The following is a 12,910-nucleotide window of genomic DNA, read 5'->3' as shown; positions in this document are numbered from 1 at the left end:
AAATTTCTGTTTATGCAACGTGCCGGCGTACACTTCCTGCTCACATTATCTCTTATTCTCGCCTTTTCGGCCTGCGCAAAAAGAGGTACGCCAGACGGTGGACCCCTGGATACAGAACCACCCCGATACGTGAAGGCAAGGCCGGAGAATTTCACTACTAACTTTGACGCTAATGAAATAAGGATCCATTTTAATGAATACATTAAACTTTCAGATCCACAGCGACAAATTATTATTTCTCCTCCCATGGATCCCCGGCCCGACATAACTCCATTAGGGACCGCCAGCAGATCAATTCGGCTTGAAATTAATGATACTCTGGAACCGCGTACTACATACACAATCAACTTTGGAAGAAGTATTACAGATAACAATGAGGCGAACCCTCTTAGTTTTTTTACTTATGCATTTTCGACAGGACCCTATATTGATTCCCTTTCCATAAGAGGAAGCGTAAATGATGCAATTCTCAGGGCACCAGATCCTTTTATTTCTGTGATGCTATATGAGGTAGATTCTACTTATTCGGATTCAGTTATTTATTCACGTGTTCCCCGCTATGTTACCAATACGCTGGATAGTGCCACTACTTTTCAGTTAAATAATCTAAAGCAGGGAACTTATCAGCTGGTAGCTATGCGTGATGTGAACAACAATTACACGTTTGAACCCCAAACGGATAAAATTGCCTTTGCTGATGATTATATCACCATTCCCACAGATGAGGAATTTGGGCTAACTCTCTTTACCGAAGTATTGGAAGGAAATTTTGAAAGGCCCCAGGTAAAGGGGCAACAGCATATTATTTTTGGTTATACCGGACTTATGCTGGCCGATAGCATTTCTATTACCCCTTTAAATGTACCTCCAGACTTTGAGGATCGAATAACTAAGGATCCTGAAACAGATACTTTACATTACTGGTACAAACCATTTGAAGAACGGGACACCATTAAATTTATCGCTCAGACACCACGAGTTACTGATACATTAATTGCAAGATTAAGAACAGCAAAACGTGATACCCTGCAGTTTAACTTTGAGCCGCAATCTACCCTAGGCTTTCATCAGGAATTAAAAATCAGCCCTACTGTTCCTTTGGAGGAAATTATGGATTCCCTGGTGAGTATAACCCGGAGTGACAGCATGCCTGTACCTTTTACAGGAAGTTACGACAGGTGGAACAATGTCTACAGCCTTGACTTTGAAAAAGCCGAAAAACAGACTTATAGGGTAACAGCCTTACCGGGTGCTTTTACAGATTTCTTCGGAAGGATTAATGACACTCTTACATCACAGATACGAACACCTGCTCTTTCAGATCTTGGAAACCTTATCGTCAATCTCACGGGAGTTGAAGAATTTCCAGTTATTGTACAAGTCACAACAGAAAAAGGTGAAGTTATAGCCGAGAGATATTCCACCGGTAGTAATACCATTAATTTCGAAAATCTTAAGCCTGGTCAGTACTTGCTCAGGTTAATATATGATCGCAACGAGAACCGGGTGTGGGACACCGGTAGTTTTCTTGGAAGAAAACAACCGGAAACTGTGGTGTATTACCCCGTACCCATTGACGTAAGGGCAAACTGGGATGACACATACCCTTTTGATGCAAGCCCTGCAGCTGCTCCTATTAATGTACCGTAAACCGGTCCCGGTCCTGTAAAAACTTCAATTGAGAACGGGTGTCAATTAGATGCCGCTTGTTTAATTCTACGATTTCGGTGAATTCTTCTTCTTTCAGGTTGGAAGAGATCTGCTTTCCTAGACAATCATAAACTGCCGAATGTCCTACGTAATTGAGATCGCTTCCATTCCGGCCCACACGATTCAAACCTATACAATAGCTCATATTTTCAATGGCCCGGGCCTTTAGAAGTGTATCCCATGCTGCTACGCGGGCAGCCGGCCAGTTAGCCACATAAATAAGCAAGTCATAATCTTCGGTATTACGTGCCCAGACAGGAAAACGCAGGTCGTAGCACACCAGGGGACAAATCTTCCACCCTTTGAATTCCACAGTAAGACGCTCCTTTCCTGAAGCATAGGTCTCATTTTCTTTAGCCAGGGTAAAGGTGTGACGTTTATCATATTTTTGAGAGGTACCGTCCGGATGCACGAAGTAAAGTCGGTTATAAAAATTGCCATTTTCAGAAATTATCAAACTTCCTGTCACAGCTGCGTCTTTTTCCAATGCCATTTTTTGCATCCATTGAAAAGTTTCTCCTTTATGAGGTTCAGCCAGATTTTCCGCATTCATGGAAAATCCGGTAGAGAACATCTCAGGCAGAATAATTAAATCTGTCTCCTGCGGAAGTTCTTTTATCCTCTCTTCAAAAAGTGCTTTGTTCTGTTCAATATTCTCCCATTCAAGGTTTGCCTGAAGGAGTGCGGTGTTTAGAATTTGTGCCATACGTAAAGGTATGAAAAATCCCTTTTTCCCTGCTAAATGCTTGTTAAATGCTTGCATTGGCGGGAGAAGTTGAATAGTTTTAAATGAGAAAAAATTAAGTTATGAGTTTACAGTCATTTTTAGAAAAAGATTCTTTTCCTTCCAGTACTTCCCGTGGAATACTTGCAGGGTTTGTAGCAGGTCTTGTAGGTACAGCTGTCAAGGCAGGTGTTGAGCGATTTCTTGAGGTACGTAAGATCGACCAGAGATCTGCACAAATAAAGGTAATGGATAAGTTTTCTACTAAATTAGTAGGTACCCCAATTAAGCTTGAGAATGAAGCCATTGTTGAGCAGCTTGTCAATCTTCCTTTAGGTGCCACCGTTGGCGCCATTTATGGATACGGAAAAAGAGATAAGGATGAAGTAAATATTTTTGATGGGGCAATACTTGGAGCCACTACCTGGGCCTCTACTCATGAAACCAGTTTGCCTCTCATGGGGCTTGAAAAAAGTCCCGATAAAGTACCTTTTAAAACCCAGGCCAATGAATTAATTGCTCATGTCATCTTTGGAGTCACTACAGAAGTTGTTAGGGCATATATCAATGACAGCCTCAGAAAACACGAGGAGGAGTAAGCCTATTTTATCTTTTTCAGGATCTCTGCAGCCTTTTCCAATGTTTCATTGGTCTTTGCGAAGCAGAATCGCAACTGCCGGTAGTCTACCTGATCCTTATTAAACACTGAAACCGGAATACTGGCAATCCCGAATTCCTTGATGAGCTTACGTGAGAACTCCACGTCGGACTCATTGCTTATCTCTGAATAATCCAGTAACTGGAAGTAGGTTCCTTTTGAAGGAATTGCTTTAAAGGCTGTGTCTTTGATCAGGTTTAGGAAAGTATCCCTCTTTTCCTGATAAAATTCACCCAACTCCAGGTAATGCTTTGGTGTTTCGAGATATTTTGCAAAAGCTCTTTGGGTTGGATGATGAACACAAAAAACATTAACCTCCATTACCTTCCAAATCTCGGCCATTAATTCTTCGGGAGCTACACAATAGCCCATTTTCCAGCCGGTGTTGTGAAAAGTCTTTCCAAAAGAAGCACAAATAATTGCCCTTTTTGAGAGGTTAGGAAAAGCGGAAGCACTATGATGTTTAGCCTCATCAAAGGTAATGTGCTCGTAAACCTCATCGCTCAGCAATATGATATCTGTTCCTTCGAGTAACTTCTCCAACTGCAACATTTCCGCATTACTAAACACATTTCCGCTGGGATTGTGAGGCGTATTGATGATGAGCATTCGGGTTTTTGAACTTATCTTCTGCTTTATGGAATCAAAATTCAGCTTATATTCTTCTCCTTCCAGCTGTACAAGTACCGGAATTCCTCCATTTAATTTAATTGCGGGCTCATAGGAATCGTATGCCGGTTTTAGAACAATAACCTCATCTCCCGGATTGACAAATGCAGTAATGGCCAGGTATAAAGCCTGGGTGGCACCGTTTGTCACCGTAATCTCGGTTTTTTTATCATATTTTTTACCGTGCAGCGATTCGATCTTATTAACGATCTGCTCCCTTAGCAGTGCAATCCCGGCCAGAGGTGCATATTGGTTATATCCATCCAGCATAGCCTCATAAACCAGCTCTTTGAGCCGCTTATCTGTATCGAAATTTGGATAACCCTGAGAAAGATTAACAGCATCATGTTCATAAGCCATTTTTGACATGACTGAAAATATACTGGTCTCGTGCTTCGGAAGTTTAGAAGATATATTACTAACGGTTGCCATTTGTTTTTTCAATAAGTTCCAAAAAAAATCCCGAACTGCAAAGTCCGGGATCTTCAGAATTTTGAGGTGTCAAAAATGTTATTTTACACTGGCTCTCATGTACTCCCGGTTCATACGGGCAATATTTTCAAGGGAAATTCCCTTAGGACATTCAATTTCGCACGCACCTGTATTGGTGCAGTTTCCAAAACCTTCCTTGTCCATTTGCTCCACCATCGCAAGTACGCGACGATCGGCTTCAACTTCTCCCTGTGGCAATAGGGCCATCTGACTAACTTTAGCCGAAGTGAATAACATAGCGCTGGCATTCTTACAGGCTGCGACACAGGCTCCGCATCCAATACAGGTAGCGGCGTAAAAAGCAGCATCTGCCTGGTCTTTAGGAATAGGAATTGAATTTGCATCCTGGGTATTTCCTGAAGTGTTCACAGAAATATAACCTCCTGCCTGCTGAATCCTCTCAAAAGATGTACGGTCAACAACAAGATCTTTAATCACCGGAAATGCCTTTGCTCTGAAAGGTTCAATAGTAATGGTGTCTCCATCTTTAAACGCTCTCATGTGCAGCTGACAGGTAGTAATCCCCCTGTCCGGCCCGTGTGGCTCCCCATTAATCTGAAGGCTACATGTTCCGCAGATTCCTTCACGGCAATCGTGGTCAAAAACCACGGGCTCTTCTCCCTTGTCTATCAATTCCTGATTTAAAACATCAAGCATCTCAAGAAACGACATATCGGCCTCAATACCTCCCAGTGGGTAGGTTTGTATTCCTCCTTTAGAAGCGGCATCTTTTTGACGCCATATTTTTAGTGTAAGATTCATATCTTTAATTTGAAGATTTGAAGATTTGAAGATTTGATGATGAGTTAATTCAAATTGCCTCATTTTCAAATTTTCAAATTATTTGTAACTACGCGTTTTAACTTCGATATTCTCGTATTTCAATTCTTCTTTATGTAAAACTGCATCTGCAGGCTCTCCTGTATATTCCCAGGCAGCGACGTACATAAAGTTCTCATCGTCACGAAGAGCTTCCCCTTCTTCTGTTTGAAATTCCTCTCTAAAATGGCCTCCACAAGATTCTTCCCTATGTAGTGCATCTTTGGCAAATAATTCTCCGAGTTCAAGGAAATCGGCGACCCTACCGGCTTTTTCAAGCTCGGGGTTCATTTCGTTTATAGTTCCCGGAACACGTACCTCTTTCCAGAATTCTCCTCTCAATGCTTTTATTTCTGAAATAGCTTCTTTTAATCCGGTTGCATTTCGTGACATTCCGACTTTGTCCCACATGATCTTTCCAAGACGCTTGTGGAAATAATCTACAGACTTTGTTCCTTTAGTGTTTATAAAACGTTCTAATTGTCCACGGATGTTCTTTTCGGCTTCTTCAAATTCAGGAGAATCGGTTGGGATCTTTCCGGTACTAATATCGTTCGCAAGATAATCTCCCATAGTGTATGGTAGTACGAAGTATCCATCGGCCAGTCCCTGCATAAGTGCTGAAGCTCCAAGACGGTTTGCACCGTGATCTGAAAAGTTGGCTTCCCCGGCAGCATAAAGTCCCGGGACTGTAGTCTGAAGGTTGTAATCTACCCAAAGTCCTCCCATTGTGTAGTGAACAGCGGGGTAAATCTTCATAGGAGTTACATATGGATTCTCGTCCACGATCTTCTCGTACATCTGGAATAGGTTACCATATTTGGCTTCAACTACTGCTTTTCCAAGTTCTCTTATATCTTCTTCGGAAGCATTATCTATTTTTTGTGTAGAAACAGCCTCTCTTCCGTAGCGCATAAAGGCAGCGCTAAAATCAAGGTAAACAGCCTCACCTGTCTTATTTACTCCAAAACCTGCGTCGCATCGTTCTTTTGCGGCTCTTGACGCCACATCACGCGGCACAAGGTTACCAAAAGCAGGATAACGTCTTTCCAGGTAATAATCTCTATCTTCTTCAGCCAGTTCTGTTGGTTTCAGTTTTCCTTCGCGGATTGCTTTGGCATCTTCCAGTTTCTTTGGAACCCAGATACGACCGTCGTTCCGAAGGGATTCAGACATAAGCGTCAATTTAGATTGATGCTCTCCCGAAACCGGAATACATGTCGGGTGGATCTGAGTAAAACAAGGATTTGCGAAATATGCTCCCTTTTTGTGCACTTTCCAGGCTGCAGTAACATTACTTCCCATCGCATTGGTGGAAAGGAAAAATACATTTCCGTATCCGCCTGAAGCGATCACCACAGCATGTGCGCTGTGTCTTTCGATCTCTCCCGTTACAAGGTCCCGGGCAATAATTCCGCGGGCTTTTCCTCCAACAAGAACTACGTCCAACATTTCGTGACGGGTGTAGGATTTTATTTTTCCGCGGTTGATCTGCCTGTTCATGGCAGAATAACAACCTAACAACAACTGCTGTCCGGTTTGACCTTTTGCGTAAAAAGTTCTGGAAACTAGCACCCCTCCAAAGGAGCGGTTGTCAAGAAGACCACCATATTCACGCGCAAAAGGCACCCCCTGCGCAACACATTGGTCTATAATATTTCCTGAAACCTCTGCCAGGCGGTACACATTGGATTCCCGCGAACGGTAGTCCCCTCCTTTTACCGTATCATAGAACAAACGAAAATCTGAATCTCCGTCTCCCTGATAGTTTTTTGCGGCATTAATTCCTCCCTGTGCGGCAATTGAGTGCGCACGTCGGGGAGAATCCTGATAGCAAAATGTTTTTACGTTATACCCAAGTTCTGCCAGAGTAGCGGCAGCACTTCCGCCGGCCAGTCCTGTCCCTACAATAATAACATCTATATTCCGCTTATTGGCAGGATTGACCAGGTTGATCTTATTTTTATGATTGACCCACTTTTCGGCCAGCGGCCCCTGTGGTACTTTTGAATCTAATACTCCCATAGCTTAAATTTTATCCAGTACAAAATAGATGTAGAACGGAATAATGGCAAATAATAACGGCACAATAATGGCAAAACCAACTCCCACTCTTCTCACAAAAGTGTTGTATTTGGGGTGGTTAATTCCCAGAGACTGGAATCCGCTTCCAAAACCATGGTACAAGTGGAACCCGATAGCGATCATCGCGATCAAGTAAATAATTGCCCAGATAAGGCCCCATTCTGGATCTTGAAAAGTTTTTATAGTAATGGTGTAGAGGTCTTTTACTTCAGCCCCACTCTCGGTCGTATATATAAGGTTGGAGGTTTGATCTTGCTCTTCCATTTCCACAACAGCTACTCCATTTTCCATAACATGAACCGCTTCAATGTTACTTTCATCCCGCGTTTCCCATTCCCCGAATTTCATTTCTCCCCAGAAGTTAATCAAATGAATAACAATAAATGCAAGGATTATTGTTCCCAAAACACCCATGTTTCTTGAAGACCATTTGGAGTTTGTGGAGGGTTTAAAACTCACATACCCTTTAGGTCTCGCTTTCCTGTTGTTAATTGTAATAATGATCCCATCGATCACATGGAAAAGTATACTCGCAAAAGTAACTATAGACAATATTCTTACTGCAGGATTTGAGGTCATGAACAAGGCGTACTCATTGAATTGATCTCTTGCCCCCTCTCCCGAGGCCAATAACTGCAAGTTACCTGCCAGGTGCCCAACCAGGAATAAACAAAGGAACAGGCCGGTGAAAGCCATCCAGTACTTCTTTGCAAGCGATGACTTTAATAGCGCAGATTTTGCCATAAAATTTATGATTGTTTTAATAAATGAAAACAAAAATACGCCCTTTCACATCATTAGCAAACAAACCTTATTGAATTAGTCTTTATTTAGAATAAATTTAAAGAAGCTGCACAGACTCTATTTTTAAAGTTCACATCAATGTGATAATACACTTACATTCACCCTTTTACACTTTGATAATTACTGTGGTACTGAAAAATATGAGCCGTTTCGCAGTGATAACCAGGAACTATATTAAATCGGGAAATTCAAACTTGTCAGATCAAAAGAAAAAAGGATAAATTTGAATTGTTACGAAGCCTTGCTCTTCTTATCCCGAGTTTATCATTAACCACTATTCCTTAGCCCTTCCCAAGGCTTCTCGCTTTTAATTTTTTAAATTTGTTGCACACGCTAAAAAACAAACATGAAATATCATCAAATAGACCGCAAACTGTTCATTAAAAACAGGAAAAATTTTACTGAAAAAATGCAGCCGAACAGTTTGGCGGTGTTTAACTCCAATGACATTTATCCAATCGGGGCCGACAGCACAATGCCTTTCCAGCAGGCACGTGATCTTTTCTACCTTAGCGGAGTAGACCAGGATAAGAGCATACTCGTATTGTTTCCCGATGCTCCTTCAGAAAAACATAGAGAAATGCTCTTCCTCACAGAAACTAACGATCACATTGCCGTTTGGGAAGGTGAAAAATTGACGAAAGAAAAAGCTTTGGAAGTATCGGGTATCAAAAATGTCTTTTGGCTGAAGGATTTTGAAAAAGTATTTTTTGAAGTCATGACTCAGTGCGACACAGTTTACCTTAATACAAATGAGCATTACCGTGCAAATGTTGAGACCGAAACCCGGGAAGCCCGATTCATCAAATGGTGTAAGGAACAATTTCCCGCTCATCGTGTAGCGAAGAGTAATCCGATCCTGCAGCGCCTGCGTTCTGTAAAAGATCCTATCGAACTGGATCTAATGCAAAAAGCATGTGATATTACTGAGAAAGCTTTCCGCAGAGTTTTAAAATTTGTCAAACCGGGAGTTTGGGAATACGAAATTGAAGCCGAATACTGGCATGAAATGATAAGAAACCGCTCAAAAGGTTTTGCTTATACACCTATTATCGCCAGTGGAAATAACGCCAATGTGCTCCACTACATTGAGAACAACCAGCAGTGTAAAGAAGGAGAGCTCATTCTTCTAGATACCGGTGCCGAATATGCTAATTACGCAAGTGACCTTTCCCGAACCATTCCCGTCTCAGGGAAATATACAAAGCGCCAAAAAGAGGTTTACAACGCAGTGAACAGAATAAAAAATGACGCTACAAAATTGCTTGTGCCTAGTGCCGACTGGGCCGAATATCATAAGGAAGTCGGGAAACTAATGACTTCGGAATTGCTTGGACTCGGTCTCCTTGACAAAGCCGATGTCCAAAATGAAGATCCAGACTGGCCAGCCTATAAGAAATACTTCATGCACGGCACTTCCCACAATATTGGACTGGACACGCACGATTACGGTCTCCTTTATGAGCCAATGAAAGCCAATATGGTCTTTACCGTAGAACCGGGCATTTACATTCCCGATGAAGGCTTCGGAATTCGGTTAGAAGATGATGTTGTCATTCAGGAAAAAGGGGAACCCTTTAATCTGATGGGCAACATTCCGATAGAGGCCGATGAGATTGAGGAGATCATGAACAGCTAACTTCAGATATTGGTTAATGGTTATTAGTTAAAGGGAGTCAGGAACCTAACTAATAACCACTAACCTTTAACTCAAAATCCAATGATTCTAGACTTTAAGGAAGCAGAAATTTATTATTCGGTTGTTGGGGAAGGAGAGGCTACGGTCCTGCTTCACGGTTTTCTGGAATCTTCAAAGATCTGGGAGGAGTTCCTGCCGGAATTTTCCCGCTACGGAAAAATTATCACCATAGACCTGCCGGGCCATGGAAAGTCGGAATGTATTGGGGCAGTACACAGTATGGAACTGATGGCTGAAGTAGTCTATGAAATCCTGAAAACTACAGGTGTGAAAAAGGCTAATTTCATTGGTCATTCCATGGGAGGTTATGTGAGCCTTGCACTTCTGGAAAAACATCCTGAAATAATTAATGATCTTATGCTCCTCAATTCTACTCCTCAGGCAGATTCTGAAGAGAAGAAAGAAATAAGGGATCGATCAATCGAGTTGGTTCAAAAAAACAAACAGGCCTATGTAAGCATGGCCATTAACAACCTGCTTTCACCCAGCAACACCAGGAAATTTGCTGAAGAAATAGAGAAATTAAAGAAAGATGCAATGACTTTCCCAATAGAGGGAATTACAGCTGCTTTAAAAGGTATGAAAATTCGTACAAGTAAAACTTCAGTTCTCAAAAGTTATTCGGGAAATAAAGTTATAGTGGCAGGACAAGAAGATACTCTTGTTAATATACACGACCTAAAGCATTTGGCAAAAGCCTGTCAATGCAGGTTTATTATCTTTCCGGGTGGCCATCTTTCCTACATTGAAAGTAAAGAACGATTTATAAATTTGTGTATTTCGTCGAATAATTAACGTTGTTTGTCGATTTTTAAGAAAGTTTTATTAATTTCCGTTTTGAAACTTTTTTTAAATTCTCTAACAATGGAATATAAAAAGCCCCTTTTGTTTTCTCCCAAGGCTTGGATTTGCGCCATTTTTGATCACCGTTTTACGGTTTCTCAAAATATTACAGATCATATCAAGGAGTATAAATGCACCCGCTGCGGAGAAGAAGTGACTGATACTGCTCAAGGTTTTATAGCCAAGCTCACTCCTAAATTCAGGGAGACTAATGCTTATATCGCCAAGATTCACCAACGCAGATGTTCAAGAAAAATATTTGCGCAAAAAGGACTTTCCAGGGCTTCTTAATCTTCGCTCTTCATTGCATTCCAGCCGCGGGCGATCAACTCAATCTTTTGATTGGCACGGGTTACCAGGTGCATTCCTTCGCTCTCTTCAGTCATATGGCCAATTACAGTAAAATTAGGGTTGGCTTTTATTTTGTCGTAATCTCCCTGATCAATGGTAAAAAGAAGCTCATAATCTTCTCCACCACTTAGTGCAATTGTTGTACTGTCAAGTTCAAATTCCTCACAAACCGAAATAACCGAAGGATCCAACGGGATTTTCTCCTCGAAAAGATTTACTCCTGTTCCCGAATTCTTACACAGGTGGATAGTTTCAGAAGATAATCCGTCACTAATATCGATCATGGATGTCGGCTGGAGATCCAATGCTTTGAAAAGTGGCGGAATATCCTGGCGGGCTTCAGGTTTTAATTGTCGCTCAATAAGGTATGTGTAAGGATCGAGATCGGGTTGGGAATTTGGGTTCACCTTAAATACCTGCTTTTCCCTCTCTAAAATCTGTAAGCCCATGTAAGCAGCTCCAAGATCTCCGGTTACCACCAGTAGATCATTAGCCTTTGCTCCGCTCCGGTAAACAATCTCCTCCTCTTTTGCTGCACCCAGGGCGGTAACACTTATGATCATTCCCGAGGTTGATGAGGAAGTGTCGCCTCCAACAACATCTACTTTATAAAGCTTTGCCGCAAGTTCAATTCCAGCATAAAGTTCTTCAAGGGCCTCGACAGGAAAACGATTGGAAACAGCAATAGATATTGTGATTTGTCGGGCTTTTGAATTCATTGCGTACAAATCTGAAAGGTTAACCATCACCGCTTTATATCCTAAATGCTTCAGTGGCATATATGCCAGGTCAAAATGTACTCCTTCAACCAGAAGATCTGTAGTAATGACCACCTTCTCATCTTTATAATCCAGCACAGCAGCGTCATCACCAATGCCTTTTAAAGTGTTTTCAGGAGTAATGGTAAAATTGCGCGTCAAATGCTCAATTAAACCGAATTCTCCATATTCCGAAAGGTTCGTTCTGCTTTCCCGACTATTTTCAAACATAATCTTAATACATAAATTTCTGCAAAATTAGGGCTTAAATGTTCATTCAAAGAAGGATGTGGTCAAAAACACATTTTTGGAAGATAACCCAACACTAATTTTTTCATTTAATTCTGAAAATGAACCTGTTACATTGAAAAATCCCATAAGCCCTGGAAGTACAGCAAATAGCGGATGCTAATGAACTAATTCTTTTTTCTGATAGATTTTACCATGGTTAAACCTATTGTTTGTATTATATTTGCACTTAATTTAGAATTAATCTTTATAAGCAATGATAAAGGTAAGTGAAAGTGCCAAAAAAAGAATTGCCATGCTCATGCAGGAGGACGGGTTTGATGCTATGCAGGATTTTGTTCGCGTGGGAGTGAAGAGCGGTGGTTGTTCGGGTCTTTCTTATGAGCTAAAGTTTGATCATTCGAAGGCAGAAGAAGACCGACTTTTTGAAGATAATGATGTAAAGATTGTGGTAGACAAGAAAAGCGTTTTATACCTGGCAGGAACCATTTTGGAATACTCCGGTGGCTTAAACGGCAAAGGCTTTGTATTTAATAATCCTAATGCCAACAGGACTTGTGGATGTGGGGAAAGCTTTTCGCTCTAATTAGTTCAAAGTTCAAGGTTTATAGTTCAAGGTTAATGGCGACAGTAAAAAGTTTTGAAGATCTGGAGATTGGGACAAGTGCCCGGAAGATCTGCGATGACATCTTCAGAATTAAACAGAATACAGAGCTTAAATCTGATTATAAACTTTACAACCAAATTAATGGTTCTTCAGGATCTATAATGGATAATATTGCTGAAGGATTTGAAAGGAATGGAAACAGGGAATTTATTCAATTCCTTGCTGTGGCAAAAGCATCCTGTGGAGAAACACGATCCCAATTATATCGTGCTTCGGACAGGGAATATATAACAAAAGAAGAATTTGATCTTCTTTATGAAAAACTGATCTTATTGAGCAAGCAGATAAGCTCCTTCATTAACTATCTGCAAAAAAGTGATTTAAAACGAACGAAGTTTAGAGGATGAAAAACCTTAAACCTTGAACTTTAAACCAGGAACAT

13 protein-coding genes are annotated in these 12,910 nt (G+C 41.2%); 7 read left to right on the top strand and 6 right to left on the bottom strand.

Features of this window, described 5'->3' with window-relative positions; genetic code table 11:
• Positions 1 to 12 precede the first annotated feature (12 nt).
• Positions 13 to 1,650 (top strand): Ig-like domain-containing domain, encoded by a 1,638-nt coding sequence (locus H148_RS17310; protein WP_051286233.1) that lies wholly within the window; start codon positions 13 to 15, stop codon positions 1,648 to 1,650.
• On the opposite strand, the gene H148_RS0105690 is transcribed toward H148_RS17310, so the two are convergent.
• Positions 1,637 to 2,416 (bottom strand): amidohydrolase, encoded by a 780-nt coding sequence (locus H148_RS0105690; protein WP_029033946.1) that lies wholly within the window; start codon positions 2,414 to 2,416, stop codon positions 1,637 to 1,639. The two genes, H148_RS17310 and H148_RS0105690, sit on opposite strands and share 14 nt — an antisense overlap.
• A 101-nt stretch (positions 2,417 to 2,517) precedes the next feature.
• Between H148_RS0105690 and H148_RS0105685 the strand changes: the two genes are divergently transcribed.
• Positions 2,518 to 3,033 carry a DUF1440 domain-containing protein gene (locus H148_RS0105685; protein WP_029033945.1) on the top strand — a complete coding sequence of 172 codons (516 nt, stop codon included), beginning with the start codon at positions 2,518 to 2,520 and terminating at the stop codon, positions 3,031 to 3,033.
• A gap of 2 nt (positions 3,034 to 3,035) precedes the next feature.
• Here H148_RS0105685 and H148_RS0105680 read toward each other — a convergent pair whose 3' ends face one another.
• The 4 genes from H148_RS0105680 to H148_RS0105665 all read right to left on the bottom strand — a co-directional run bounded on the left by H148_RS0105680 (position 3,036) and on the right by H148_RS0105665 (position 7,901).
• Entirely contained in the window at positions 3,036 to 4,193 is a 1,158-nt protein-coding gene (locus H148_RS0105680) for a methionine aminotransferase (protein ID WP_029033944.1), read from the bottom strand.
• Between the two features lie 78 nt (positions 4,194 to 4,271).
• Positions 4,272 to 5,015, bottom strand: coding sequence for a succinate dehydrogenase/fumarate reductase iron-sulfur subunit (locus H148_RS0105675; protein ID WP_029033943.1), 744 nt, complete (start codon positions 5,013 to 5,015; stop codon positions 4,272 to 4,274).
• 78 nt (positions 5,016 to 5,093) lie between these two features.
• Complete coding sequence (locus H148_RS0105670) at positions 5,094 to 7,097, bottom strand: fumarate reductase/succinate dehydrogenase flavoprotein subunit (protein WP_029033942.1); 2,004 nt, start codon at positions 7,095 to 7,097, stop codon at positions 5,094 to 5,096.
• 3 nt (positions 7,098 to 7,100) lie between these two features.
• Positions 7,101 to 7,901: a succinate dehydrogenase cytochrome b subunit gene (locus tag H148_RS0105665; RefSeq protein ID WP_029033941.1), complete on the bottom strand. Its 801-nt coding sequence runs from the start codon at positions 7,899 to 7,901 to the stop codon at positions 7,101 to 7,103.
• Positions 7,902 to 8,307: 406 nt separating this feature from the next.
• On the opposite strand from H148_RS0105665, the gene H148_RS0105660 reads away from it, so the two are divergent.
• The 3 genes from H148_RS0105660 to H148_RS0105650 all read left to right on the top strand — a co-directional run bounded on the left by H148_RS0105660 (position 8,308) and on the right by H148_RS0105650 (position 10,794).
• A complete protein-coding gene (locus tag H148_RS0105660) occupies positions 8,308 to 9,600 on the top strand; it encodes an aminopeptidase P family protein (protein WP_029033940.1) in 1,293 nt (430 codons plus the stop codon).
• A gap of 81 nt (positions 9,601 to 9,681) precedes the next feature.
• Complete coding sequence (locus H148_RS0105655) at positions 9,682 to 10,455, top strand: alpha/beta fold hydrolase (RefSeq protein WP_029033939.1); 774 nt, start codon at positions 9,682 to 9,684, stop codon at positions 10,453 to 10,455.
• A 69-nt stretch (positions 10,456 to 10,524) separates the two neighbouring features.
• Positions 10,525 to 10,794 (top strand): hypothetical protein, encoded by a 270-nt coding sequence (locus H148_RS0105650; RefSeq protein WP_037324691.1) that lies wholly within the window; start codon positions 10,525 to 10,527, stop codon positions 10,792 to 10,794.
• Here H148_RS0105650 and thiL read toward each other — a convergent pair.
• Positions 10,791 to 11,843, bottom strand: a complete 1,053-nt coding sequence (thiL, locus tag H148_RS0105645; RefSeq protein ID WP_029033937.1) for a thiamine-phosphate kinase — start codon at positions 11,841 to 11,843, stop codon at positions 10,791 to 10,793. The two genes, H148_RS0105650 and thiL, sit on opposite strands and share 4 nt — an antisense overlap.
• Before the next feature lie 274 nt (positions 11,844 to 12,117).
• Between thiL and H148_RS0105635 the strand changes: the two genes are divergently transcribed.
• The gene (locus H148_RS0105635) at positions 12,118 to 12,447 is read left to right on the top strand and encodes a HesB/IscA family protein (RefSeq protein ID WP_029033936.1); all 330 of its coding nucleotides are present in this window, start codon (positions 12,118 to 12,120) and stop codon (positions 12,445 to 12,447) included.
• Between the two features lie 35 nt (positions 12,448 to 12,482).
• Entirely contained in the window at positions 12,483 to 12,875 is a 393-nt protein-coding gene (locus H148_RS0105630) for a four helix bundle protein (protein ID WP_029033935.1), read from the top strand.
• Positions 12,876 to 12,910 lie beyond the last annotated feature (35 nt).

The sequence above is a fragment of the Salinimicrobium terrae DSM 17865 genome, from assembly GCF_000424665.1.
Lineage (GTDB): Bacteria > Bacteroidota > Bacteroidia > Flavobacteriales > Flavobacteriaceae > Salinimicrobium > Salinimicrobium terrae.
This window is presented reverse-complemented; position numbering and strand designations above follow the sequence as displayed.

Coding starts and splice junctions, on each gene's coding strand:
- H148_RS17310 (WP_051286233.1), top strand. CDS start 13: ATGCAACGTGCCGGCGTACACTTCCTGCTCACATTATCTCTTATTCTC.
- H148_RS0105630 (WP_029033935.1), top strand. CDS start 12,483: ATGGCGACAGTAAAAAGTTTTGAAGATCTGGAGATTGGGACAAGTGCC.
- H148_RS0105680 (WP_029033944.1), bottom strand. CDS start 4,193: ATGGCAACCGTTAGTAATATATCTTCTAAACTTCCGAAGCACGAGACC.
- H148_RS0105655 (WP_029033939.1), top strand. CDS start 9,682: ATGATTCTAGACTTTAAGGAAGCAGAAATTTATTATTCGGTTGTTGGG.
- H148_RS0105670 (WP_029033942.1), bottom strand. CDS start 7,097: ATGGGAGTATTAGATTCAAAAGTACCACAGGGGCCGCTGGCCGAAAAG.
- H148_RS0105690 (WP_029033946.1), bottom strand. CDS start 2,416: ATGGCACAAATTCTAAACACCGCACTCCTTCAGGCAAACCTTGAATGG.
- H148_RS0105660 (WP_029033940.1), top strand. CDS start 8,308: ATGAAATATCATCAAATAGACCGCAAACTGTTCATTAAAAACAGGAAA.
- H148_RS0105635 (WP_029033936.1), top strand. CDS start 12,118: ATGATAAAGGTAAGTGAAAGTGCCAAAAAAAGAATTGCCATGCTCATG.
- H148_RS0105665 (WP_029033941.1), bottom strand. CDS start 7,901: ATGGCAAAATCTGCGCTATTAAAGTCATCGCTTGCAAAGAAGTACTGG.
- thiL (WP_029033937.1), bottom strand. CDS start 11,843: ATGTTTGAAAATAGTCGGGAAAGCAGAACGAACCTTTCGGAATATGGA.
- H148_RS0105685 (WP_029033945.1), top strand. CDS start 2,518: ATGAGTTTACAGTCATTTTTAGAAAAAGATTCTTTTCCTTCCAGTACT.
- H148_RS0105650 (WP_037324691.1), top strand. CDS start 10,525: ATGGAATATAAAAAGCCCCTTTTGTTTTCTCCCAAGGCTTGGATTTGC.
- H148_RS0105675 (WP_029033943.1), bottom strand. CDS start 5,015: ATGAATCTTACACTAAAAATATGGCGTCAAAAAGATGCCGCTTCTAAA.